The sequence below is a fragment of the Mitsuaria sp. CC2 genome (assembly GCF_048957715.1).
Lineage (GTDB): Bacteria > Pseudomonadota > Gammaproteobacteria > Burkholderiales > Burkholderiaceae_C > Roseateles.
Window position 1 is genome coordinate 271,354 of sequence record NZ_JARVXN010000018.1, and the last position, 21,858, is coordinate 293,211.

A 21,858-nucleotide genomic window follows, 5' to 3' on the forward strand; every position below is an offset into this window, starting at 1 on the left:
GAGGTTAGCCGCGCTCCCCAGCCTCCCGGCACAACTCCCACAACGCCGGCACCCACAGCGTCTGCGGCGCCGGTTTCGGCAGCTTGACGAGCCCGGCCTCCCCGGGCCAATCGCGACGCGGCGACGCGGCGCACAGCAGCGTCTTCAACGAAGGCCAGCGATCGCGCCAGTCGTGCCATATATTGACGGACGGCAGCGACTCCGGCGACGAGGCCAGCAGCAGCCCCTGCCCCGTCGACGACGCTTCTTCGAGCGCCGCGGGCAGATCCTCCGCCCGTTCGACCTCGCGCGCATCGAAGCCGCACTGGAGCAGACGCTCCAGCATCACCTCGCGCACCGCCGCGCAGCGATCCCACACAACCGCCACCCAGCCGTCGCCGATCCGCTCCATGCCGGCCTGCGACTGCAAGGCCGGCCATTGGACTTCCGCCTCGGTCGCCTCGATCAGCGGGAGTTCCGCGACGAAACTGCTGCCCCGGCCCTGCGAGCTCCGCGCGCTCAACTCGCCGCCCATCGCGCGCACCGTCTGCCTCGCGATCGCCAAGCCCAGTCCCAGACCCGGCACGTCTCCCTGACGTCGACCGCGCATGAACGGATCGAAGATCCGTTCCAGTTCCTCCGGCGCCAGCCCCGGACCTTCGTCAGTCACCGACAACACCAGTTGAGCGCCGACCGCCCGAGCCTCCAGCACGACCTCGCCCGCCTGGGCGTACTTCGCCGCATTCGACAGGAGGTTGAGCAGCACCTGCCGGAGCCGCCGCGCATCCAGCGCCACGACCGCCGGCAGCGCGTCGTCCATGACCAGCGAGAGCCGGGTCTTGCCTGCCAGCATCAGCGCCTGCGACTGCAGCGCCAGCTCGTGCAGCAGGCCGTGCAGGTAGACCGGCGCATTCAGCACCTCGAGGTCCGCCTCCGCCGTCGGCTGCCGCGCGAAACGCTGCAGTTCGTCGATCGTGTCGAGCAGCATCACCCCGCCGTGCTCCAGCGCCTGGCGGGTCGATTCGAAGTCGGACCCCGGCGTCAGCCGCCGCGTGAGTTGCACCATCGAGGCCAGCGGTGCGCGCAGGTCGTGTCCGATATGTCCGAGCAGACGGCCCTTCGCCTCGTCGCTCGCCTGCGCATGCGCGCCGGCGCGGGCCAGCTCCGCGGTGCGTTCCAGCACCGCCGCTTCCAGCGCCTGCGCATGCCGGCGGCGTTCGCGCTGCAGCAGCCGCAGCATCGTCACCAGCACCGCCGCCGCGCCCGCCGTGCCCACCATGGAAGGTGCCAGTTCGATCCAGTCGGCATACGGCAAATAACCGAGCAGGCTGAAGTACCGCGGCGCAATGCCCAGCACGACGCCGCCGATCGCGCACAGCCACACGCCCCCCACCGGATCGCCGCGCCGCATCGCGCGAAAGCTCGCGATCAGGCCGATCGCCGTCAGCGCCAGGTTGGTCGGCGCCGCCATTTGCGTGGCGGTCTGGTAGTCCGCCACGATGCACGCCGCCACCGCGATCAGGCTCATCCCCACCACCGCGACCAGCGCGCGATGCACGGCCGGCTGCGTCTCGCGCAGCCGCAGCACCGTCGCCAGCGCCATCAGCTGGAAGACCGTCGTCAGCGCACCCGCCGTGCCCAGCGCCCGTTGCGCCCAGTCCGTCGCTTCCGGCCAGAAGCGCTGGAAGGCGGTGCCGCGCATCGCCATCTCGTAGACCATCGCGCTCGACAGGAAGGCTGCGATCCACGCATAACCGCGGTCACGTAGCGAGATCGCCAACCCTGCCGCCAGCGCTGCCAGCGTCAACCCCACCGCAGACAGCATGCCGTCGCGCCAGACCCGCCACTGCTGTTCCTCGATCAGCGCCTCCGCCACCCAGAGCGTTGGCTCGATCGACAGCGCCCCGCGGCTCGCCGCACGCAGCCGCAACTCCCAGACCTCGCCGGGCTCGATGCGCATGGGGAAGGCGCTCTCGCGCAACGCCAACGGCCGCTGCTCGAAGGCCAGGTCGGTGCCCGCGCGCGCCATCGTCCACGGCGTCGCGCTGCCGTCGGGCATCAAACGACGGCGATAGAGCGCCACGGACTCGATGCGCGCCGGGTCCACCATGAGGATGTAGCGGGTCGCCTCGGTCCCGTCCTGACGCAGCGTCCAGCGCAGCCAGTAGGTGTCGCGCGTGTAGCCGGGTGACAGCGTCGCCCTGTCCGCGGGGCGCCAGCGCGCCGGGCTGTCGCGCGGCGGCTGGGCCGCGCGCTCGATCCAGAGCTGCCCCTGGTCGACCAGCCCGATGCGGGCCGGCGTCGTGCCGTGCAGGGCAATCGCCGGCTGCGGTCCCGTCCCGCTCCACACGTCTGGCACGGTCGCCGGCGGTCCAGGCAGTTCCGGCAGTTCCGGCGCTGACGGCACAGGCGCCGCTTGCGCGGCGGAGAACACGGCCGCGATGCAGACTGCAGCGGCCCATCGGCGCCAATCGGCCATCAGGGCTGCGAATCCTCTGGAGCGGCCGAGTCACGGGCGCGTAACGCCGTCCGGTAGGCCTGCGGGGTGAGCCCATTGCGCTCCCGGAACGCGGTCGCGAAGTTGCCCGCGTTCGCGTAGCCCACGTGGAACGCGACGTCCGAGACGCTCATGTCGGTCTCGGCCAGCAGACGCTGTCCGGTGCGCACGCGCTCGTCGCTGATGTAGCCGGACACCGTCTGTCCCAGCTCCTCGCGAAACAGTGCCAGCAGCCGTCGTCCGGTGAGCCCCACCTGCCGGCCGATCTGGTTCACCGTCAGCGGCTCGACCAAGTGCTCGCCGATGTACTGCCGCGCCGCGGCCAGCAGGCGCTGGTCGGGCGTGCCCGCCCCGGCGGCCAGCGCCTCGTCGACGTCGTTCGACGGCTGCGGCCGGCGCGACTCGGCCAGATGCAGGTGCACCCGCACGCGCGCGAGCACCTCCTGCGGATGGAAAGGCTTGCTGATGAAGTCCACCGCGCCCTGCGACAGCCCTTCGATGCGGCTGTCGACGTCGTTGTGGGCGCTCAGGAAAAGCAGCGGCACGTCGCGCGTCGCGGGGTCGGACTTGAGCAGCCGGCACAGCGCGAAGCCGTCCATGTCGGGCAGGCCGACGTCCAGCAACGCGAGGTCCGGCGCCAGGCCTTGCGCCTTCTGCAGCGCGGCACGGCCGCTCTCGGCGAAGGCCAGCCGGTAGAGCGGATGCAGCAGCGCGGTCAACCAGCGCAGGTCCTCGGGCTGGTCGTCCACCAGCAGCAGCAGAGGGCGATGGATCGCGGAAGCGGGTGCGGCACGGGACATCGGCGGATTGTCCGGGGACCCTCGGCAAAACGCGCTCGCGAGGGCCGGTCCGGTGGGCGCCCAGCGATCAAAACGCCCATCTGGGGGGGGAGGCATCGGAGCGGAAAAACTACCGGAAACCGGCACGGCCCGACCCATCGCGCCGGCCCTGAACCAATCGCCAAACATCGGCGGCGAATTGTCAGAACTCCGGACCCGCGCCGCACGGGATAACCGCGCCCTTGCCAAACACAACCGGAGATTGGGAATGAAGTACAGCACGCGCCGACGCGCGGCCGGCCTGGGTCTGAGTCTGATGAGCCTGTCCGTCAGCCTGGCCTGGGCGGCTGCACCGGATGCCGGTCAACTGCTCAACGAGCAGCGCCGCCTGACCCCGCCCGCGCAGCGCGGCGATCTGGACAAGGCCCCGACCGTCAACGCGCCGCTGGGCAACGACCAGCAGGCCGGCCTGCGCGCCCGCGTCGACCGCATCCGCTTCACCGGCGCGGACGGCCTGATCCCCGAACCCGAGCTGCAGGCGCTGGTCGCCGACGCCAAGGGCCGCCAGCTGTCGCACAGCCAGTTGCAGGCCTTGGCCGCCCGCGTGACCGCGGCGCTGCAGAAGCGCGGCTTCGTGCTGGCCCGGGCCTACCTGCCGCAGCAAGACCTGACCCAGGGCGAGCTGGAGATCGCCGTGCTGTCCGGCCGGCTGCAGTCGGGCGCGAACCGCGTGCGCGTGACCGGCGCCGACGAGGCGCTCGCCCCGCGCCTGGGCGCGATCGCCGACACCGCGCTGGCCTCCGGCCCGGTTCGCTACGAGCAGCTCGAACGCGCGCTGCTGCTGATCAACGATGTGCCCGGCGTGCAGGCCCGGGCGACGCTGGAACGCGGCGACGAGCCAGGCACCAGCCGCCTCGACGTCCGTACCGAGACCGGTCGCGCGTGGGCGGTGGACGCTTCCGTCGACGACTACAACAACCGCTACACCGGCCAATGGCGCGTCGGCGCCGCGGCCTCGCTGATCCGTCCGCTCAACCGCGAAGACCTGCTGCAGGCCAGCGTGTCGCGCACCGACGGCAGCCGCCAGGCCGCCCTCGCCTACGGCTTCGCCGTCGGCGCCTCGGGCCTGCGCGCCCAGCTGGCGACGACCTGGCTGGACTATCACGTCGGCGAGGAGCTCAAACCGCTGGACCTGCGCGGCACCGCGCGGACCGTGTCGGCCGCCCTGAGCTATCCGGTGCTGCGCGGACGCGAGCGCAACCTCTGGGTCTCCGCCGAAGGCGAACAGCGCACGCTGGTCGACGACGCGCTGGGGCAGACGCTGCGCGACCGCCGCCTCAACCGCCTGACGGTCAACGTCTACGGCAACGCGTGGGACAACGTCCTGGGCGGCGCGCAGAACGACTTCGGCCTGAGCGTCACCAGCGGCACGGTCGCGCTGCGCGAAGCCGGCGACCAGATCGCCGACGCGCTGACCGCCCGCACCTCGGGCAGCTACGACAAGGCGACCTGGCGCGTCTCGCGCCTGCAGACCGCGCAGGCGCTGCCGGGTTGGGGCCTGTTCGTCGGCGGCTACGGCCAGCTGAGCGCGCGCAACCTGGATTCGTCGGAAAAGTTCCTGCTGGGCGGACCGTCGGGCGTGCGCGCCTACCCGGTCGGCGAGGCCAGCGGCGACAACGGCTGGGTCGGCACCGCCGAACTGCGCCGCGAGCTGCGCCTGGGCAACGGCCTGGCCGCGCAGCTGATCGCGTTCGCGGACTACGGCCGCGTCGAGCAGCACGAGCGCCCCTGGACGGGCGCGCTGGCCGGACAGCCGAATGCCTACGGACTGGGCGGCGCGGGGCTGGGCGCCAACCTCGCCGGCGAACGCTGGACGCTGCGCGCCAGCTGGGCGCACGCGGTCGGCCACAACGCCGGGCGCAGCGCCGCCGGCCGCGATGCCGACGGCCGCGACGACCGCCAGCGCTTCTGGCTGCAGGCCTCCTTCCACTATTGATCGCCGCCGCGGCCGCCGCTCCGTCGACCGGGCCGGCCGCTCCGACCGCACAGACCAAAGAGAACCATCATGGGATCGTTGAACCACAGCTATCGCCTCGTCTGGAACGAGCTTTGCGGCGCCTTCGTCGCCGTGCCTGAATTCGCCCGTGGACGCGGCAAGCGCGCCGGCGGCACCGTCCGCCGCGCCATCGCCGCCGCCATCGCGGCGGCCGCCGCCGGCGCCTTCGCGGGACCGGCCGCCGCGCTCGATGCAGGGGCGCTGCCCACCGGCGGCCAGATCACCGCCGGCAACGCCTCGCTGACGCAGCAAGGCGCGCAACTGCGCATCGATCAGACCTCCAACAAGCTGATCCTCAACTGGAACAGCTTCGACATCGGCAGCGGCGCCTCGGTGCGCTTCAACCAGACCGGCGCCGACGCCGTGGCGCTGAACCGCGTCACCGGCGGCGCGCCGAGCCAGATCTTCGGCGACCTCTCCGCCAACGGACAGGTCTGGCTGGTCAACAACAGCGGCGTCGTCTTCGGCAAGGGCGCGACCGTCAACGTCGGCGGCCTGGTCGCCAGCACGCTGAACGTCAGCGACGCCGACTTCCTCGGCGGTCGCGCGCGCTTCTCCGGCACCAGCACCGCCCAGGTCCGCAACGACGGCACGATCCGCGCCGACGGCGTGGTCGCGCTGCTGGGCGCGTCGGTGGTCAACACCGGCACGATCAGCGCCGGCCAGGTCGCCCTGGTCGCCGGACAGCAGGTCGCGCTCGACTTCAACGGCGACGGCCTGCTGCAGGTCCGCGTCGACCAGGCGGCGCTCGACGCCGAGTTGTCGCAGGAAGGCCTCGTGCAGGGCCGCCAGGTCGTGTTGAGCGCCCCCAGCGCCAGCGCCCTGCGCGCCAGCGTCATCAACATGGACGGCGTGGTCGAGGCCAAGGGCCTGTCTGAACAGGGCGGCCGCATCATCCTCGACGGCGGCGACAACGGTCAGGTGAACGTCACCGGTCGACTGGACGCGAGCTCGGCGCAAGGCCAGGGCGGCGACGTCCGCGTCACCGGCGGCACGATCGCGCTGCGCGGCGCGACGCTGGATGCGAGCGGCGCCACCGGCGGCGGCCAGATCCACGTCGGCGGCGGCTGGCAAGGCAAGGATGCGAGCCTGACCAACGCGAAGAACGTCAGCGTCGACGCGGCGACCACGCTGCGCGCCAACGCAACGGTGAACGGCAACGGCGGCGAGGTCGTGACCTGGTCGGACGGCCGCACCGAATTCGCCGGTCGCGTCGAATCGCGCGGCGGCGAGCAGGGCGGCAACGGCGGCCGCATCGAGGTCTCCGGGAAGCAGGAGCTGGCCTACAGCGGCCGCGCCGACGCGCGCGCCGCCAAGGGCGCGACCGGCGACCTGCTGCTCGACCCGAGTTCGCTGACCATCAACGGCGGCGGCAGCGGCACCGATGTGCTGACCGGCTCCGTCGTCTACGAGAAGGACATCGAGGCGCAGCAGGCCAACGTGCTGCTGCAGGCCACCGGCGACATCCTCGTCAACGATCTGAACCTCAACGGCGGCGACGGCAAGATCACGATGCAGCCGAACGTCAGCCTGCGCATCGAGGCCGGCACCGCCAATGGCGCGCACCTGACGCCGCCGCCCAACCTGACGGACGGCAGCTTCGCCTCCTACACCGACCTGATGTTCGCCAACGCCAGCAACGTGCTGGAGGTGTCGGGCAGCGGCAGCCTGATGCTGGTGGCCGGCGCGACCAACTCGGGTCGCGTGCTCAACGTGCCCAAGCTGATCGCGCATGGCGCCGGCACCAACCCGTCCGGCGCGCTGCCCACGCACAACGTCTCCAGCCCGGGCAGCGGCACGCCGGGCGCGGGCTCGATCACCATCTACGGCGCCGACGGCGCGACGGTGGGCGGCTCGCTGACCACCAACGGCGGCTACGTGCGCATCTGGGCCGACTCCGACAACGGCGGCGCCGGTTACTTCACGCTGTCCGCGCCGGTCGCGACCAACGGCGGCAACCTCTACGTGTCGACCGGCAGCGGCGACGTGACGCTGAACTCCAGCATGGTGCTGGGCACCGGCCGGATCTTCTTCCGCGCCGACGGCGGCTACACCAACGGCAACAAGATCCTGGCCGGCCTGCTCAGCGTCAGCGGCGACGTCAACATCGACACCCCGTTCATCTTCAAGGGCGGCGCCAGCATCTACACCGACAGCGCGATCAACTTCGGCAACGTCAACGTCAACATGGACACCGGCAGCGGGGTCCTGACGCTGCGCGCCAACCGCATCGACTGGGGCACCTCGACGCTGCAGAACCTGAGCACCGCGTCGATGCGCCTGGAGCCGTACGACCCGGCGACCAACATGGTGCTGGGCGACGCGAACGGCTTTGCCTCCGCGACGACGCTGGCCAAGCTCCCAGGCATCAAGAACCTGACGATCGGCCGCGCGGACGGCACGGGCACGATCAGCGTGCCGGGCAACTTCAGCTTCGACGCCTCGGGCAGCTTCGAGATGGTGGACCGCACCATCGACATCACCGCCGGCACGCTGAACAACACGACGGGCAACATCGTGCTGACCGGCGACAACGTCAACCTGTCGCAGACCATCACTGCCAACGGCGGCGCGGGCAAGGTCACGATCCGCCAGATGACGGTCGCCAACGAGCTGCATCTGGGCGGCGGGCTGAGCAACGCGTCGATCGGCCAGGTCAACGCGGCGACGCTGGAAGTCGGCCGCAGCGACGGCGGCAACCTGGTCTTTGACAGCGACATCACCACCAATGCCACCACGGTGAGCCTGAAGAGCGGCGGCCAGGTGATGGGCGTGAACGGCGGCGTGGCCGCGGCGAACGTGGCCGTGACCGCGGGCCAGGGCGCGACGCTGACGGACGACACCTTCAACTTCACGCGTCTGGCGCTGGACGTCGGCGGCACGACCGTCGTGAATCCGGCGAGCGCCAGCGGCTTCACGCTGGGCACCGTCGACGGCGTCGTCGGCCTGACCACGCGCGGCGCCGCCGACGTGACGCTCAACAGCGGCACCGGCACGCTGGCGCTCGACGCGCCGATCAACTTCACCGGTGGCGCGGCGCAACTCACGCTGCAGGCGCCGAGCTGGAGCAGCACGTCCAACCAGGTGACGAGCAACGGCGCGCTGGCCACGGCCGTCTTCGATCGCACCGGCCCGGCCACCGGCATCACCGTCGGCGGCACGACCACGGCGGACCTGACCAACACGATGCTGGCGCGCTTCAACGGCGTGAACACGCTGCGCGTGGACGCGTCCGACCTCGACCTGAGCGTCGTGGGCCCGGTCCAGCTGTCGCTGGGCAACCGCCTGGAGCTGCTGGGCAACACCTTCGCCCAGGGCGGCGCCATCACGATGACCAACGGCGGCGTGCTGGTGCGCGCCGAGACCGGCGGCATCAACGTCGCCGACAACATCAGTTCGAGCGGCACCGTCTCGCTGGACGACCGCAGCACGGCCGGCATCGGCAGCCAGGCAGGCGTCGTCATCGCCGCGGGCAAGCTGGCATTGCGCAGCGGCGGCGACGCCGGCTTCAGCAGCGCCCAGCAGGTCGGCACGATCGCGGCGGAAGTCCATTCGCTGTCGCTGACCAACACCGGCTCGTTGATCGTCGGCACCGCCGACGGGCTGCAGGGCATCCAGGCCGACGGCACCGTCGCGCTGCGCGCCCAGGGCGCGGCCGCGGACCTGACGCTGCAGCAGCAGATCGTCGCGGGCAACGACGGCGGCGCGACGACGCCGGTCCTCCTGCGCGCGGGCCGCAACTTCATCAACCAGGCGGGTGCCAGCGCGCTGCAGGCCGGCAACGGCGGGACGTGGCAGGTGTACTCGACCTCGCCGCTGAACGACACGCGCGGCGGCCTGGTCGCGGCCTTCAAGCAGTACGACGCCAGCTACGGCGACACCGTCCTGGGCAGCGGCAACGGCTTCCTGTACACGGTCGCGCCGACCTTGACCGTCGGCCTCTCGGGCAGCGCCTCCAAAGTCTATGACGGCAACGACAGCGCGGCGACCGCAGGTCTCCAGCTGGGCGCGACCGGCGCGATCGACGGCGACGTCGTGACCCTGGCCATCGGCTCCAACGGCGCGGCCCATTACGACACGAAGAACGTCGGCAACGGCAAGACCGTGACCGTCGACGGCGTGGTCGTCGCCGGCGGCCTGAACGGCGGCACCGCCGTCTACGGCTACCAGCTGGTGTCGGACAGCGCGAGCGCCGCGATCGGCCAGGTCACGCCGAAGACCGTGACCGTCGCCAACGGCGCGGTGCAGGACAAGGTCTACGACGGCAACACGACGGCGCAGCTGTCAGGCGGCGGCGTCTCCGGTCTGGTGCAGGGCGACGACGCGGCGCTGGGCGGCGCGGCGAGCTTCCTGGACAAGAACGCCGGTCGCGGCAAGGCGGTCGATCTGTCGGGTCTCGGCCTGGCGGGCGCGGATGCGGGCAACTACGTGCTGGACACGAGCGCGGCCGTCACGGCCACGATCACGCCCAAGACGGTGGACGTCGGCGCGATCCAGGTCGGCGGCAAGGTCTATGACGGCACCCGCGACGCGCAGGTCACCACCGGCGGTCTGACCGGCAGGGTGTCGGGCGACCAGCTCGACGTCTCGGTCAGCGGCAGCTTCGACACGAAGAACGTGGGCAACGGCAAGGCCGTCGACGTGCAGCTGGCGCTGACCGGCGCCGACGCGGGCAACTACGTGCTGGCCACGGATTCGGTGCGGGGTTCCGCCTCGATCACGGCGAAGACGGTGGACGTCGGCGCGATCGCCGTCGCCGACAAGGTCTACGACGGCACGAAGACCGCGCAGGTCACGACCGGCGGCGCCACCGGCGTCATCGCGGGCGACCAGCTCGGTGTGAGCGCCAGCGGCCAGTTCGACAACAAGAACGTCGGCAAGGGCAAGGCCGTGGATGTGCAGTTGGCGCTGACGGGCGCGGATGCGGGCAACTACGTGCTGGCGTCGGGCGCCGCGAAGTCGAGCGCGGACATCACCGTCCGCACGATCCAGGCGCCCACGGTCACCGTGATCGGCGGCGTGTTCAACAGCGACACGACGGCCACGATCGTCATCGGCGCGCCGCAGGGCGTGGTCGCGGGCGACCAGGTCAGCGTCGGGGGCTCGGGACGCTTCGACACGCCCTTCGTCGGCTCCGGCAAGCCGGTGGACGTGCAGCTGACGCTGAACGGCGCGGACGCGGCGAACTACCGTCTGGAACCGGCGTCCCTGACGGTGACCGGCACGATCAACGCGCAGGCCGTGCCTCCGGCGATCGGTGCGCTGGTGATCCAGCCCGTCGGCGGCAACGGCACGCAGGACGGCGGCGGCAACAAGACGTCGAACGTGCCGACCGGCAACGGCGGCAACGGCGGCGGCCTCGGCAGCAGCGTGGCCACGGTCGCGGCAGGCCCTGCGGGTAATCCGGCCGGCACGATCGATGTCGGCAACGGCGGCATCGGTGGCGGCGCGGCGAATGGTGCCGGCAACGGCAACGGTGCGGGCGGCAGTGGCGGCGCCGGTAACGGTCTGTCCGGCGCTGACGGCGGCACTGGCGGTACCGGCTCGAACGGATCGGGCAACGGCAACGGCAACGGCAACGGCAGCGGCAACGGCAACGGCAACGGCTCCGGCAGCGGCATCGTCACCGGCTCCGCCAACGCCTCGACCACCGGTGCGGGCAATGCCAACGGCGGCGGTGACGGCAGCGGCAATGCCTCGGGCCAGAACGCCAACGGCACCGGTGGCAATGTCGCCGTCGCCAATGTCGGCCTGGAGCAGATGCTGCGTGACAACGGCCAGATCAGCCTGGCGATTGATGCGCCGGCTTACGGGCAGGCGCTCCAGAGTCAGCTGCCGGTCTATGCCGACCAAGCCGGATCGGCGCCGACGCCGCTGGGCATGTTCCGCGTGGACGACCTGGGCGACAGCCTCGCGCTGAAGCCCGTGCAGCAGCCGGTCCCGGCCGCCGACGCCGCGTCGGGCGGCGTGACCCGTCAGCTGCGGGCCATCGTGGCGCTCGGCGACGAGCGTTCGGCGACGCTGGACGTGGTCCTGCTGGCTGACGGCACGCTGCGCGTCCAGGCCCCCGCCACGGCCGCCGAGCTCGATGACGACCTCGTCACCACGCTGGCGCTCAGCGCGCTCAAGCAGCAGACCGGCATCGCGCCCACCAGCGTGCGCGCCGTGATGCTGCGCCGCGGCGGCTGATCCGCCGGACCCGACGATCCCCGCAACGGGATCGCAGCAACGCCGCGGCGCTTCCACGCCGCGGCGTTGCCGTTTGCGGCCAGTCGCAGATCCTGTTCATCCGCTGAGTGCGGGGAGGCCGCGCGAGCGGCCCGCCCCCCAATGCTTCGGGGATCGGCCCGCGCGCCGAAACGTCCTATGCTCGGCGCATCCCCCGTCGAGGTCCCCGACGTCCATGTCCGTCCCCACCGGCCTGTCGCTGCGCGCCCGCCTCTACCTGGTCCTGGGCCTGGCGCTCTCGTTGGTCGCGGCCTCCGCGCTGCTGGGCTGGTGGCAGTCGCAGCGGCTCGCCGGCATCGCGAAGTCGCTGTATGAGGACCGTCTCGTCCCCGTCGACCTGCTGCGGGAACTCGAGCACACGGTGGGCGCTCATCAACTGGGCGCGCTGGTGACGGCACAGACGCAACAGCCCGACGCCGTCAAGATGGAGGACGCGGGTCGTCGCTTCGCCGATTCGACCCGCCAGCTCTGGACCCGCTACCTCGCCACCCGCATGTCGCCGGCCGAGCGGGGCCTGATCGCCCGCACGCAGCCGCTGCTCGACCAGCTCTGGGCCGCGCTCGATGCGAACCGGGCGCCCACGCCGGACACGCTGCGCGAGCTCAACCAGCGCCGCCTCGCCACGATGCGCATGCTCGACGAGCTGATCGCGTTCCAGCTCAGCCAGGCCAGCGTCGACACCGAACGCGCCCGGCAGACCGCCACCGAAGCCGCGCACCTCGGCCTGCTGCTGGTGCTGCTGACCGGGGGACTGTGCAGTGTGGTGGTCTGCACCGTGTGGACCCGCTACGACGACGAACGCCGCCTCGGCCAGGCGTCGCGCGAGCGGCTGCAGCGGCTCTACGTCGCGTTGTCTCAGACCAACCAGCTGATCGTGCGCCGCGAGGCCGACGCCTTCGACGATCCGCGCGCTGAACAGCGCCTGTTCGAAGGCCTGTGCCGCATCTGCGTCGAGACCGGCCACGCCCGCTTCGCGGCGGTGGTGCTGGCTGACGGCGACCACTTCGAGCGCGTCGCGGAGCACGGCCCCGCCGATCGCCTGATGCCCGGCGCGCCGAGGCAATGGTCCCGCGACGCGCCCTTCGCGCGCAGCTCGATGGCGACGCGCGCGATCCTCGAAGGCAGATATCAGGTCAGCAATCAAGCGCTGGAGGACCCGACCCTCGCCACGGCAGGCGCGCCGCTGATCCCGCCCGGCGTCGAGTCGATGGCGGCCTTCCCGCTGCGCCGCGGCGGCGAGGTCGTGGGCGCGATCAGCCTGCTCGCCGGAGAACGCGGCTACTTCGATCCGCAGGTGCTCGGATTGATGGACGAGATGGCCGGCGACCTGTCCTTCGCGCTCGACCACCTGCGGCGCGAACGCGACCAGGCCCGTGAACTCGAAGGCCTGCGCGATCTGCTGCGTCGCCAGGAGTACGGCCTGGTCGAGACAACGACGCCGGCGGCGTTCCGGCCGCCGATGCCGCCTCCGACGCCGACGCGATAGCGGCCTGCGGCAGAATCGCCGGATGCAACTGATCAGTCTGAACACGGCCCCCGCTGAACCGCTGCTCATCAACGGGCAGTCGGTGATGACCGGCATCCGCAAGCAGCCGGTGGACGGCGCTGTCGAAGTGCGCCCGCTGGGCCTCGACGGCGATGAGCAGGCCGATCCCAGCGTCCACGGCGGCCTGTCCAAGGCGGTCTACGCCTATCCGAGCGAACACTACGCCTTCTGGCGCACCGTGCGCGCGCAGGCGCAGGTCGCAGGCTGGGACGACGCGCTGCCCTGGGGCGCGATGGGCGAGAACCTGTCGATCGCCGGCCTCGCCGAGAACGACGCCTGGATCGGCGACGTGCTGGTCTTCCCCGACTGCGAACTCGCCATCAGCGAGCCGCGTTACCCCTGCTTCAAGTTCAACGCGGTGATGGGATTCAACAAGGCCGCGAAGATGATGACGCAGAGCGGCTGGTGCGGCTTCTACCTCGCGGTGAGGCAGCCCGGCACGATCCAGGCCGGACAGTCCTTCACCGTCCGCCCCGGCCCGCGCGAAGTCTCCATCGCGGAGATCTTCCGGGCCAAGACGCAGCGCTGACGCTCAATCCGCCAGTGCGGGGTAGTCCGTGTAGCCTTCAGCGCCACCGCCGTACATCGTCGCCGAGTGCGCCTTCTGCAGCGGCGCGTTCAGCTTCAGTCGACGCACCAGGTCCGGATTCGAGATGAAGCTGCGACCGAAGGCCACCGCGTCCGCATGCCCCTTGGCGACGGCATCGATCGCCATCTCGCGGGTGTAGCCGTTGTTGGCGATGTAGACGCCCTTGAAGCGCTCACGCAGCGCGTCGTAGTCGAACGGCGCCACATCGCGCGGACCGCCGGTGTGCCCTTCGATGACATGCAGGAAGGCCAGCTTCATCGGCGACAGCTGCTCCACGACATGGTTGAAGAGCTTCTGCGCGTCGCTGTCCTGACCCGCGTCGTTGACCGGCGTGACCGGCGACAGGCGCAGGCCGGTGCGGTCGGCGCCGATCGCGCCGGCGATGGCCGTCATCACCTCGAGCAGCAGGCGCGCGCGATTCTCGATGGACCCGCCGTAGGCGTCCGTGCGGTCGTTGATGCTGTCGCGCAGGAACTGGTCCAGCAGATAGCCGTTGGCGCCGTGCACCTCGACGGCGTCGAAGCCTGCCGCCATCGCCGCCTTCGCCGCATGGACGTAGGACTCGATGACGCCGGGCAGTTCCTCCAGCGTCAGCGCGCGTGGCGCGGCGACGTCGACGAAGCCGTCCTTGGTGAAGGTCTTGCTGTTGGCCTGGCGGTCCGTCGCCGACAAAGGCTTGGCGCCGCCGGGCTGGAAGTCGGCGTGGGAGATGCGACCCACGTGCCACAGCTGCACGGCGATCTTGCCGCCGGCCTGGTGGACGGCGTCCGTCACCTGCTTCCAGGCGGCGATCTGTTCGGGCGAGTGGATCCCGGGCGTGTCGAGATAGCCCTGGCCCTGCTGCGTGATCTGGGCGCCCTCGCTGATGATCAGGCCGGCGCTGGCGCGCTGACGGTAGTACTCGACCGCGAGCGGTCCCGGCACCAGGCCGACGGAGCGGTTGCGCGTGAGCGGCGCCATGACGATGCGGTTGGCCAGCGAGACGGCGCCGACTTGCAGGGGATCGAAGAGACTGGGCATGAGGATGTCGAGGAGGCAGGTGAAGGTGGATGGCGTCCGGCGGGAGGCCGGACCAGGATGGGACGCAGCTTAGCGACCGGATCCGGCCTTCGCAGCGCCTAGGCGACAGCCCGGACGCCGGCTGGGGCCTTGCGCGGCCTTCACGGCCGGTCCGTAACGCTTGGCTACACTCGCCCGGCTGCCGGGGGGCGTCGTCCCTGCCTGTGTGCGGCATGCCCTCCTCCACCGCCCCGACACGGGAGCCTGTCGATGCCCTCTGGTTCCTCGCTCTCCTCGCTTGAAACCCGGCTGCGCGCGCCGCTCGCCGACACGGGCCGCCGACGCCTGCTGCACGTCGGTGCCGCGGCGGCGCTGTCGCACGGGCTGCTGCCGGTCCAGGCCCAGCGAGGCGGCGCCTCGGGTGCCGTGATGCACGTCGGCGCGGACCATCCGGTGAAGACGCTGGCGGCGGCCGCGTCGCAGGCGAAGCCGGGCATGACGATCGAGGTGCAGGCCGGCGATTACACCGGCGACGTCGCCGCGTGGCCGCAGGACGACCTCACGCTGCGCGCCGTCGGCGGCCGCGTGCGGATGCTCGCCAAGGGCGCGCACGCGCAGGGCAAGGGGATCTTCGTCACGAGCGGCAAGCGCCTGACGATCGAGGGCTTCGACTTCGTCGGCGCGCGCGTGCCGGACCGCAACGGCGCGGGCATCCGCCTGGAGCGCGGCTCGCTGACGCTGCGCGACTGCCGCTTCCAGGACAACGAGAACGGCCTGTTGTCGAGCAACGACGGGAGCATCGAGCTGCGCATCGAAGGCTGCGACTTCGGTCCGATCGCGCCCGGCGAGGGTCGGACGCACAACTGCTATGTCGGCGCGATCGCCAAGCTCTCGGTGGTCGGAAGCTATTTCCACCACGGCGCGTCGGGCCATCTGCTGAAGTCCCGCGCGGCGATGAACCACATCTTCTACAACCGCCTGACCGACGAGACCGGCCGGTCGAGCTTCGAGCTCGAGTTCCCCAGCGGCGGCGTCGCGCTGGTCATGGGCAACGTGATCCAGCAGAGTCCGTCGAGCGAGAACTACCACCTGATCGCGTACGGCAGCGAGGGCTTGTCCCAACGGCGCAACGAGCTGCACCTGATCAACAACACGCTGGTCGACCGACGCCAGGCCGGTGGGGTCTACCTGCGCATGGCGAAGCAGGCGCAGAAGCTGCGGTTGATCAACAACCTGCTGTGCGGCAAGCACGAACTGCCGGCGGGTCCCGACCGCGAGCAGCACCACAACTACTTCGTCGAACTGGACAGCTTCGTCGACGCGGACGGCTACGACTTTCGCCTCCGGCCGGACTCGCCGTTGATCGGCCGCGCGGTGGACGCGGGCGCGGTCGATGGACAGGTGCTCAAGCCGGCGATGCAGTACCAGCATCCGTGCGGACTCCAGGACGTGCCGGCGGGGACGGCGTATTCGCCGGGGGCGTTTCAGGTGTGATCCATCTGCCTCTTCGCCTCGCGCTCCGCAGCGAGTTCGGCGTTCCGGACGACGTCGACGTGCTGGACGCTCGCGATGATGGCGTCTGAATGGCCACCTTGGCCTTCCGCAAGCTCCGCGCCAGAAGCCTGATGCCTTGGATTGGCCACCCCATCGTGGGAGCGATGGCCGGGGGCGCGCTACAGTCCTGCCCATGCTCGCTTACCGACACGCCTTCCACGCCGGCAACCATGCCGACGTGCTCAAACACCTGGTATTGGCCGAGGTCCTCCGCTACATGGCGGAAAAGGACAAGCCCTACACCCTGGTGGACACCCATGCCGGCGCCGGCGGCTACGCCCTGGACGGCCGCTACGCCCAGAAGAACGCCGAGCACGCCGGCGGCATCGCCGCCCTCTACGCGCGCAAGGACCTGCCCGAACCGCTGCAGCAGTACGTGCAGCTGGTGCACGACTTCAATCCCGGCAAGAAGCTCGAACAGTACCCCGGCTCGCCGGCCATCTCGCGCATGCTGATGCGCTTCGACGACCGCCTGCGCTGCTACGAGCTGCACGGCACCGATCACCGCATCCTCGCCAGTTACCTGGAAGACCGCGCCAACACGCAGGTCCTGCAGCAGGACGGCTTCGCGTCGCTGAAGGCGGAGCTGCCGCCGCCGTCGCGCCGCGGCGTCGTGCTGATGGATCCGTCCTACGAGATCAAGGCCGACTACGGCAAGGTCGTCGCCGCGCTGCGCGAGGGGCTGCAACGCTTCGCCGACGGCACGTTCGCGATCTGGTATCCGCAGCTGCAGACCGTCGAGTCCGCGCAACTCGTGCAGCGTCTGAAGTCCGCCTCCGAGCCCGTGGCCAAGAAGGGCTGGCTGCACGTGCGCCTGACCGTCACCCAGGCCGACGAGCGCGGCTTCGGCATGATGGGCAGCGGCATGTTCGTCGTGAATCCGCCCTTCGTGCTGCACGACAAGCTGGCCGAATGCCTGCCCACCCTCGTGGACACGCTCGGCCAGTACGACGACGCCAACTACCTGCTGGAGCAGCAGAGCGCCTGATCAGTGCCCGACGGTGAAGCGCCGGCGGATGTGCTGCGGACGCTCCAGCTCGTCGACGATCGCCACCGCCAGGTCGGCGGTCGAGATGTGCGCCGGGCCGTCGGCGTCCATCACCGGCGTGTCCAGGCTGACGCGGTAGCTGCCGCGGCGCTCGCCCGGTTCCAGATGGGGCGCGGGCGACAGGAAGGTCCAGTCCAGCGACGACTCCAGGCGGATCAGGTTCAGCGCTTCGCGCGCGGCCAGCGCGCCCTGCTTCCACTGGTCCGGGAACTCTGGCAGATCGACGATCTGCACGCCCGGCGCCGCGTACAGGCTGCCGGCGCCGCCGACCACCAGCAGGCGCTTCACACCGGCGCGCTTCACGCCGTCGTAGATCGCGCGGGTGCCTTCCAGGAACTCGGTGTGGATGTCCGCCACCGACCAGCCCGGGTTGTAGGCGCTGACGACGGCGTCGACGCCTTCCACCGCGGCCGCCACCTGGCCCGACTGCTTCGCGTCCGCCTTCACCACGGTGAGCCCGGCGCGGGCGTCCAGCTTGGCCGGATCGCGCGCCAGGGCCACGACCTCGTGACCGCGGGACAGCAGTTCCTTGAGCACTTCCTTGCCGACGAAGCCGGTCGGTCCGATCAGGGCGACTTTCATGAGAATTCCTTTCGAGGGGTTCCGGGGAGGCCGGAAGATTCCGGGACAGCGACGAGATGTCGCGACGAAGTGGACTTTAGAAACTTCACAATCGCCATAGAAGTCCTCAAAATCCGAGTCCATTCTTTAGACGATCTACACAATCTTCGAATGCTGGACCAACTCCGCCGGATGGCCGTGCTGGCGACCGTCGTCGAACAGGGCAGCCTGGTCGCGGCGGCCCGGCAGCTCCAGACCACGACCTCCGCCGTCAGCCAGCAGCTGCGCGCGCTGGAGCGCGACATGGGCGTGACGCTGCTGCACCGCTCCACGCGCCGCATCGGCCTCACGCCCGCCGGCGAGCGCTTCGTCCAGGGCTGCCAGGCGATGCTCGCCGCCGCGCGCGACGCGCAGACCCAGCTCCACCATCTTCGCGACGCGCCCGAAGGCGAACTGCGCATCAGCGCGCCCGTCGGCGCGGCGCGGCAGATCGGGCCGTCGCTGGCGCCGCTGCTGGCAGCGAATCCAGGGATGAGCCTGCACCTGGAGGTCGACGACGGGTTCACCGACCTCGTCGCCAAGCGCATCGACCTTGCCGTGCGCTTCGGCAGGTTGCCCGACAGCAGTTGGGTCGCGCAGCGCATCGGTCAGCGGACGGTCGGCCTCTACGCCGCGCCCGCCTATCTAGCGCGACGCGGCGTCCCCACGTCGATGTCGGACCTGACCCGGCACGACTGGGTGTTCCTGCGCTCCGACACCGGCGCGATCCGCAGCCTCTCGATGGTCGGCCCCGAGGGCCGCGAGGAGGTGCTTCGCGTCAGCCCGCGCGCGAGCAGCAACAACCAGCTCAGCCTGCAGCAGTTCTGCGAGGCGGGCATCGGTCTGGCGCTGCTCAGCGCGGAGGATGTCGACGAATCCCTGGCGCAGGGTCGGTTGTTGCCCTTGCTGCCGGGCTGGTCGCTGCCGACCCTGCCGGTCTACGTGATGACGCCGCAGCGCGATGCGCAGCCGGCAAAGGTCCGCCACGCCATCGACGCGCTCGCCCATGCGTTCGCCGGCGCGGCATCATCGACGTCATCGACCACGGCGGCGTCCGTTGCATAGTCGACCAGGAACCGTCAGGAGCGCTCCGATGCCCGATGACCACTGGATCCAGCTGCGACGCGATCCGCGCACCGGCATCGAGACCGTGCGGGCGCATTTCACCGGTCACGCCTACGACCCGCATGGCCACGACGAGTTGCTGATCGGCATCACCCAGCAAGGCGTGCAGCGCTTCCGCTGCCAGCGCGCGCTGCACACGAGCACGCCCGGCCGCGCGATCCTGATCGAGCCGGGCGCCGTCCACGACGGCCACGCGCCGGAGGAAGCCGGCTTCACCTACGCGATGCTCTACCTGCCCCAGGACTGGACCACCCGGCTGCTGGCGCAGCACGGGCTCGCCGGCCTGTCCGCGATCCAGCCGGCGTTCCGCGACACGCTGGCGGAGGACCCTCGCCTCTTCACGGCGATCGAGTCGGCTTTCGATGCCCTTCACGCCGGCGAGGCGCGACTGGGCTGCGACCAGCAGCTCGATCGCCTGATCGGTCTGCTCGCCCGGCATGTCGACGTCACGTCCGAGCAGGCGCGCGGCGACTCGTCCCGGCTCGCGGAGCGCGCCCGCGAGTTGCTCCACGACCGGATGGCCTGGGACATCGGCCTGGACGACCTGGTCGCGCACACCGGCATGGACCGCTTCCGGTTGACGCGCCAGTTCAAGCAGTCCTTCGGCCAGTCGCCGCACGCCTACCTCGTGAGCCTGCGGCTGCGCGCGGCGCGGGCGCTGCTGGCGCGCGGCCACCGGCCGTCCGAGGTCGCCACCGAGGTCGGCTTCTGCGATCAGAGCCACCTGGGGCGCTGGTTCCAGCGGGCTTACCGCCTCACGCCCGCAGACTACAGGCGCCGCTGCACGAATCTTCTAGACCGCGATCCGGGCTCGCCGTGACGATGCGGGCTTCGTTGTTGAAGCACGCAGTGCGCCCGCCATGTTTGATACGAAAGTGGCCATCATCGTCCGGAACGACCTCGCGACCTGGCAACGCCTGAACGTGACCGCGTTCCTCGCGACGGGCGTGGCGGCCTCGGCCCCGGAGGCGATCGGGGAACCCTATGTCGATGCCCTCGGCCGGCGCTACGCCGCCATGCTGGGCCAGCCGATGATGGTTTTCGAGGCCGACCTCGCCGGCCTGCTGGCCGCGCACCGCAAGGGCATCGAGCACGACCTGACCCTGGTGCCTTACGTCCACGCGATGTTCTCGACCGGTCACGACGAGGCCAACCGCAACGCCTTCCTCGCCGAGGACGCCGACCGGCCCGACCTCGTCGGGCTGGCGCTGCGCGGACCGAAGAAGGCCGTCGACAAGGCGATCAAGGGCCTCTCGCTGCACCGCTGACTGCACCGCTGACTGCAGCGCAGACTGCGCCGCACACGGCCTCTCGGTTGTCCGCATGGCGCCGTCACGGCGCACCGGTACATTCGCCGGATGCCGTTGAGTCAAGCCGCCTGGGCCCGCATCGTCCCGTTCGCCCTCTTCATGCTGCTGCTGGCGCTGCGGGGCGCCCTGCCCGAGCAGAACGCCCTGGGCCTCGATCCGCGCTGGATCTATGCGCTGAACCTGGTGGTGGTCGGCGGCGCGCTGGCGTGGTTCTGGCGCGGCTACGGCGAGTTCGACCGGCAGAACCGCCCCAGCCTGCGCGAGGCCGGCCTGGCCGTCGCCGTCGGGCTGATCGTCTTCGGCCTGTGGATCCACCTCGACGCGCCGTGGATGCGGCTCGGCGAGGCGACCGCCGCCTTCGTGCCGATGACGGCGGACGGCCGCGTCGACTGGCCGCTGATCGCCATCCGCTGGCTGGGCGCTGCGCTGATCGTGCCGGTGATGGAAGAGCTGTTCTGGCGCAGCTTCCTGATGCGCTGGATCGCCAGCCCGCAGTTCGAGACGGTCGATCCGCGCGCGGCTGGCCTGCGCGCGCTGGTGCTGTCGACCTTCGTCTTCATGCTCGCGCACACGCTGTGGCTCGCGGCGATCGTGGCGGGCGCGGCCTACGCGTGGCTCTACATCCGCACCGGCAAGCTGTGGTGCGCCGTCATCGCGCATGCGGTGACGAACGGCGTGCTCGGGATCTGGGTGGTCTGGAGCGGGCGGTGGGAGTTCTGGTGAGCCGCTGCCCGCCCCGTCTCAGCGCTTGAGCGCCTTCGTCACGGCCGCCGGCCGCTGCAGGTGCTTGAAGCGCTCGAACAGCCAGCAGCGCATGCCCATTACCAGCGTGAACTGACGTTTCTCCTCGTCGGGCAGCTTCTGGTCGAGCAGATGCTGACGCGCGAAGTCCTCGGCGACGCGCTGCAGCCGGTCGCGCAGCTCGCGCGCCATGCCCGGGCTGAGCTGGCCGTGGACCAGCATCAGCAGTTCCGCGTCGTTGTCGAAGCCGCCGGCGAAGAAGTCCTGCATGACGTTCTCGCGGAAGAAGGCCATCACCGGACCCTGCGGCCGCCAGCGGAAGGTCTTCGCGACCTGCAGCCGGTAGCGGTTCAGGGGTCGCAGTTCGATGATGCCCAGCCGGTCCAGCTGCGCCAGCGCGCGCGTCACGTCCGACTCGCCCATCCGGTAGGTCGCGACGATCTGCTCGAAGCTCCACTGGCTCAGGCAGCAGATGGCGGTCAGCAGCAGCTTCTCGTCGGCGACGACCTCGCGTTCCTGCTGCAGCGTCAATTCGCTCCGCAGCGACGTCGACCGGGCCAGGCGCTGCGACAGCTCGGCGAAGTCGGTCTTCAGCACGCGGCAGATCTCGTCGATGCGCGACAGCGGCATCTCCCCGCCCGACGCGAACATGCGCTTCACGCTGGACTCGGACAGGTCCAGCGCCGTCGCCAGCTGCGCGTAGCTGATGCCGGACTGCTTCAGCTCGGCCTTGATGAGATCGATGAGGGATTGCGTGCTCGCCATGGGGGCGGACGTTAGCGCAAGTCGGTGGCGGGAGAACCCATG

At 70.7% G+C, this 21,858-nt stretch carries 15 protein-coding genes; 10 read left to right on the plus strand and 5 right to left on the minus strand.

Annotated features, from left to right (window positions below; all coding sequences use genetic code 11):
* Positions 1 to 4: 4 nt before the first annotated feature.
* Together PV762_RS13900 and PV762_RS13905 are read right to left on the minus strand one after the other, a co-directional pair.
* On the minus strand, positions 5 to 2,458 hold the full coding sequence (locus PV762_RS13900; RefSeq protein WP_421035597.1) for a sensor histidine kinase: 2,454 nt from the start codon (positions 2,456 to 2,458) through the stop codon (positions 5 to 7).
* Positions 2,458 to 3,276 carry a response regulator gene (locus tag PV762_RS13905; protein WP_421035598.1) on the minus strand — a complete coding sequence of 273 codons (819 nt, stop codon included), beginning with the start codon at positions 3,274 to 3,276 and terminating at the stop codon, positions 2,458 to 2,460. The genes PV762_RS13900 and PV762_RS13905 overlap by 1 nt, the downstream gene beginning before the upstream one ends.
* A gap of 247 nt (positions 3,277 to 3,523) precedes the next feature.
* On the opposite strand from PV762_RS13905, the gene PV762_RS13910 reads away from it, so the two are divergent.
* From PV762_RS13910 to PV762_RS13925, 4 genes are all read left to right on the plus strand, one after another.
* Complete coding sequence (locus tag PV762_RS13910; RefSeq protein WP_421035599.1) at positions 3,524 to 5,251, plus strand: ShlB/FhaC/HecB family hemolysin secretion/activation protein; 1,728 nt, start codon at positions 3,524 to 3,526, stop codon at positions 5,249 to 5,251.
* Positions 5,252 to 5,320: 69 nt separating this feature from the next.
* Positions 5,321 to 11,500, plus strand: coding sequence for a YDG domain-containing protein (locus tag PV762_RS13915; RefSeq protein WP_421035600.1), 6,180 nt, complete (start codon positions 5,321 to 5,323; stop codon positions 11,498 to 11,500).
* Between the two features lie 214 nt (positions 11,501 to 11,714).
* Complete coding sequence (locus PV762_RS13920; RefSeq protein WP_421035601.1) at positions 11,715 to 13,025, plus strand: GAF domain-containing protein; 1,311 nt, start codon at positions 11,715 to 11,717, stop codon at positions 13,023 to 13,025.
* A 22-nt stretch (positions 13,026 to 13,047) separates the two neighbouring features.
* Complete coding sequence (locus PV762_RS13925) at positions 13,048 to 13,614, plus strand: MOSC domain-containing protein (RefSeq protein ID WP_421035602.1); 567 nt, start codon at positions 13,048 to 13,050, stop codon at positions 13,612 to 13,614.
* Positions 13,615 to 13,617: 3 nt separating this feature from the next.
* Here PV762_RS13925 and PV762_RS13930 read toward each other — a convergent pair whose 3' ends face one another.
* A complete protein-coding gene (locus PV762_RS13930) occupies positions 13,618 to 14,694 on the minus strand; it encodes an alkene reductase (RefSeq protein ID WP_421035603.1) in 1,077 nt (358 codons plus the stop codon).
* Positions 14,695 to 14,943: 249 nt separating this feature from the next.
* Here PV762_RS13930 and PV762_RS13935 point away from each other — a divergent pair, with 249 nt between their 5' ends.
* Entirely contained in the window at positions 14,944 to 16,167 is a 1,224-nt protein-coding gene (locus tag PV762_RS13935) for a hypothetical protein (protein WP_421035604.1), read from the plus strand.
* Between the two features lie 193 nt (positions 16,168 to 16,360).
* Entirely contained in the window at positions 16,361 to 17,215 is an 855-nt protein-coding gene (locus PV762_RS13940) for a 23S rRNA (adenine(2030)-N(6))-methyltransferase RlmJ (RefSeq protein ID WP_421035605.1), read from the plus strand.
* Here the strand turns inward: PV762_RS13940 and PV762_RS13945 are convergent, their stop codons facing one another.
* Complete coding sequence (locus tag PV762_RS13945; RefSeq protein ID WP_421035606.1) at positions 17,216 to 17,857, minus strand: NAD(P)-dependent oxidoreductase; 642 nt, start codon at positions 17,855 to 17,857, stop codon at positions 17,216 to 17,218.
* Positions 17,858 to 18,007: 150 nt separating this feature from the next.
* Between PV762_RS13945 and PV762_RS13950 the strand changes: the two genes are divergently transcribed.
* From PV762_RS13950 to PV762_RS13965, 4 genes are all read left to right on the plus strand, one after another.
* Positions 18,008 to 18,940 carry a LysR family transcriptional regulator gene (locus PV762_RS13950; RefSeq protein ID WP_421035607.1) on the plus strand — a complete coding sequence of 311 codons (933 nt, stop codon included), beginning with the start codon at positions 18,008 to 18,010 and terminating at the stop codon, positions 18,938 to 18,940.
* Positions 18,941 to 18,968: 28 nt separating this feature from the next.
* Positions 18,969 to 19,820, plus strand: a complete 852-nt coding sequence (locus tag PV762_RS13955) for an AraC family ligand binding domain-containing protein (RefSeq protein ID WP_421035608.1) — start codon at positions 18,969 to 18,971, stop codon at positions 19,818 to 19,820.
* A 40-nt stretch (positions 19,821 to 19,860) separates the two neighbouring features.
* Positions 19,861 to 20,268: a DUF2000 family protein gene (locus tag PV762_RS13960; RefSeq protein WP_421035609.1), complete on the plus strand. Its 408-nt coding sequence runs from the start codon at positions 19,861 to 19,863 to the stop codon at positions 20,266 to 20,268.
* Positions 20,269 to 20,358: 90 nt separating this feature from the next.
* Entirely contained in the window at positions 20,359 to 21,033 is a 675-nt protein-coding gene (locus tag PV762_RS13965) for a CAAX prenyl protease-related protein (protein WP_421035610.1), read from the plus strand.
* A gap of 18 nt (positions 21,034 to 21,051) precedes the next feature.
* Here PV762_RS13965 and PV762_RS13970 read toward each other — a convergent pair whose 3' ends face one another.
* Positions 21,052 to 21,816: a helix-turn-helix domain-containing protein gene (locus tag PV762_RS13970; RefSeq protein ID WP_421035611.1), complete on the minus strand. Its 765-nt coding sequence runs from the start codon at positions 21,814 to 21,816 to the stop codon at positions 21,052 to 21,054.
* Positions 21,817 to 21,858 lie beyond the last annotated feature (42 nt).

Excerpts from the sequence above, each read along its gene's own strand:
- PV762_RS13900 (WP_421035597.1), bottom strand. The coding sequence starts at position 2,458 with ATGGCCGATTGGCGCCGATGGGCCGCTGCAGTCTGCATCGCGGCCGTG.
- PV762_RS13905 (WP_421035598.1), bottom strand. The coding sequence starts at position 3,276 with ATGTCCCGTGCCGCACCCGCTTCCGCGATCCATCGCCCTCTGCTGCTG.
- PV762_RS13910 (WP_421035599.1), top strand. The coding sequence starts at position 3,524 with ATGAAGTACAGCACGCGCCGACGCGCGGCCGGCCTGGGTCTGAGTCTG.
- PV762_RS13915 (WP_421035600.1), top strand. The coding sequence starts at position 5,321 with ATGGGATCGTTGAACCACAGCTATCGCCTCGTCTGGAACGAGCTTTGC.
- PV762_RS13920 (WP_421035601.1), top strand. The coding sequence starts at position 11,715 with ATGTCCGTCCCCACCGGCCTGTCGCTGCGCGCCCGCCTCTACCTGGTC.
- PV762_RS13925 (WP_421035602.1), top strand. The coding sequence starts at position 13,048 with ATGCAACTGATCAGTCTGAACACGGCCCCCGCTGAACCGCTGCTCATC.
- PV762_RS13930 (WP_421035603.1), bottom strand. The coding sequence starts at position 14,694 with ATGCCCAGTCTCTTCGATCCCCTGCAAGTCGGCGCCGTCTCGCTGGCC.
- PV762_RS13935 (WP_421035604.1), top strand. The coding sequence starts at position 14,944 with ATGCCCTCTGGTTCCTCGCTCTCCTCGCTTGAAACCCGGCTGCGCGCG.
- PV762_RS13940 (WP_421035605.1), top strand. The coding sequence starts at position 16,361 with ATGCTCGCTTACCGACACGCCTTCCACGCCGGCAACCATGCCGACGTG.
- PV762_RS13945 (WP_421035606.1), bottom strand. The coding sequence starts at position 17,857 with ATGAAAGTCGCCCTGATCGGACCGACCGGCTTCGTCGGCAAGGAAGTG.
- PV762_RS13950 (WP_421035607.1), top strand. The coding sequence starts at position 18,008 with ATGCTGGACCAACTCCGCCGGATGGCCGTGCTGGCGACCGTCGTCGAA.
- PV762_RS13955 (WP_421035608.1), top strand. The coding sequence starts at position 18,969 with ATGCCCGATGACCACTGGATCCAGCTGCGACGCGATCCGCGCACCGGC.
- PV762_RS13960 (WP_421035609.1), top strand. The coding sequence starts at position 19,861 with ATGTTTGATACGAAAGTGGCCATCATCGTCCGGAACGACCTCGCGACC.
- PV762_RS13965 (WP_421035610.1), top strand. The coding sequence starts at position 20,359 with ATGCCGTTGAGTCAAGCCGCCTGGGCCCGCATCGTCCCGTTCGCCCTC.
- PV762_RS13970 (WP_421035611.1), bottom strand. The coding sequence starts at position 21,816 with ATGGCGAGCACGCAATCCCTCATCGATCTCATCAAGGCCGAGCTGAAG.